The 1,606-nt window shown below is 69.8% G+C and carries 3 protein-coding genes and 1 pseudogene; 3 read left to right on the forward strand and 1 reads right to left on the reverse strand.

What is annotated here, in order from left to right; all coding sequences use genetic code 11:
* Positions 1 to 374, forward strand: a pseudogene (locus tag ADL12_RS54120) (hypothetical protein); the annotation flags it as partial.
* Positions 375 to 484: 110 nt separating this feature from the next.
* Positions 485 to 625 (forward strand): hypothetical protein, encoded by a 141-nt coding sequence (locus ADL12_RS54125; RefSeq protein ID WP_159053239.1) that lies wholly within the window; start codon positions 485 to 487, stop codon positions 623 to 625.
* A 143-nt stretch (positions 626 to 768) separates the two neighbouring features.
* Here the strand turns inward: ADL12_RS54125 and ADL12_RS58120 are convergent, their stop codons facing one another.
* On the reverse strand, positions 769 to 1,071 hold the full coding sequence (locus ADL12_RS58120) for a GNAT family N-acetyltransferase (RefSeq protein WP_341846370.1): 303 nt from the start codon (positions 1,069 to 1,071) through the stop codon (positions 769 to 771).
* A gap of 157 nt (positions 1,072 to 1,228) precedes the next feature.
* Here ADL12_RS58120 and ADL12_RS21375 point away from each other — a divergent pair.
* A partial coding sequence (locus ADL12_RS21375) for a DNA-directed RNA polymerase subunit alpha (RefSeq protein ID WP_482262244.1) occupies positions 1,229 to 1,606 on the forward strand: 378 nt, incomplete at its 3' end.

The following is a 1,606-nucleotide window of genomic DNA, read 5'->3' on the forward strand; positions in this document are numbered from 1 at the left end:
CCCCCCCCGCCGCACCCCCTCCGACCGAGCCCCCTCCACCCCCTCGCCGTGACCGCCAGGCCGATGCCGACCGGCGCCGACGTCTCGCCCAAGCCCGCAAGGACGCCGACGAGGCCGCGCGGGAACTGCGGGCGCGGCAGGACGAGGCGGCGAGCGCGAGCCGTGAGGCCGACGAGGCCGGCAAACACCTGGATGAGCTGCAGCAGCGCGTCAGCGAACTGACCGCCGAACTGCAACGCGCCAAGGACGAGCAACGACAGGCACGCTCCGCCGAGCAGGCGGCGCGCGACAAGGTGCGTACGGCAGATCGACAGGTCCGTGAGGCCCGGCGCCGGGCAGAGGCCGCTGCCGCGGGTGTCGAGCGCCTCGCATGAGAGGCCCTGGCCACCGAGTGACTGAATCCGCAGGCCGAGCAGCGTGTCCGGCAGGCGGGGCGGCTGGCTTGGAGCAGGCTGGTCGGTGCTGTCACCGTCGAGGAGGAATCGTGAAACGTCGTGTCGTCACCGCCTTGGCCATCGCCCTCGCCGGGCTGATGCTGTCCGCAGTACCGGCCACTGCCCAGGGCGGCCCTGGCGAAATCGGGCGGGACGACTGGAACATCTTCCTCACCAATATCGGCCTGTAGACGTGGCCCAGGAGACAGGGCCCAGGAGACACGGCCCAGGAACGCCACGAACCCGTTGATCCGCGCGTCGTTGCGCCACTCCAGCGCGACCACCGTGCCCCGGGCACGCTCTGCATCCGCCAGGAACGACACCGACACACCCGTCAGGACCAACCGGACGACCAAGAACGCCGCCCCGAACGCGATCGCCCCGAACACGACCCACCGACGGCCACCCCGCCCACGCTGCGAGGTCGCCGTGCCCCAGCAGGATGCGAACCTGACCTGCACCGCACACGAGCCAGCGCGGCGGCGGTCCGCTCACGGCTACTGAGCGAGCCGTCGCCGATATATCGCATAACTTCCGGATCCGCGTCCATCGCGGCAAGCGGGTCCAGGTCTATGTCTCTCCACTGGCGCAGCAACAGACGCTCGGTGCGCCGCTCCGGGTGCCGCGTCGTCACCATGATCGGTCCGGGGTCTGTCGGCTGGTGTCCCCGGCAGGTGAAGGCGCTGCCTGGGCAAGGTCGGGCGGTTCGGGCTTGTAGGAGGCCGAACCGGCCGTACCCTTCATGGTGTCTACGGCGTCACATAGCGGGCGCCAAACTCTGGAGGCAATACCTCGTGCTGATCGCTCAGCGTCCGTCCCTGACCGAAGAGGTCGTCGACGAGTTCCGCTCCCGGTTCGTGATCGAGCCGCTGGAGCCGGGCTTCGGCTACACCCTCGGCAACTCGCTCCGCCGGACTCTCCTCTCCTCAATCCCTGGCGCGGCGGTCACGTCCATCCGCGTCGACGGCATCCTGCACGAGTTCACCACCGTGCCGGGCGTCAAGGAGGACGTCACCGACCAGATCCTCAACATCAAGCAGCTGGTCGTGTCGTCCGAGCACGACGAGCCCGTGGTGATGTACCTGCGCAAGCAGGGCCCGGGTCTGGTCACCGCCGCCGACATCGCGCCCCCGGCCGGTGTCGAGGTGCACAACCCCGACCTCGTCCTCGCC

The organism is Streptomyces regalis, assembly GCF_001509475.1.
GTDB lineage: Bacteria > Actinomycetota > Actinomycetes > Streptomycetales > Streptomycetaceae > Streptomyces > Streptomyces regalis.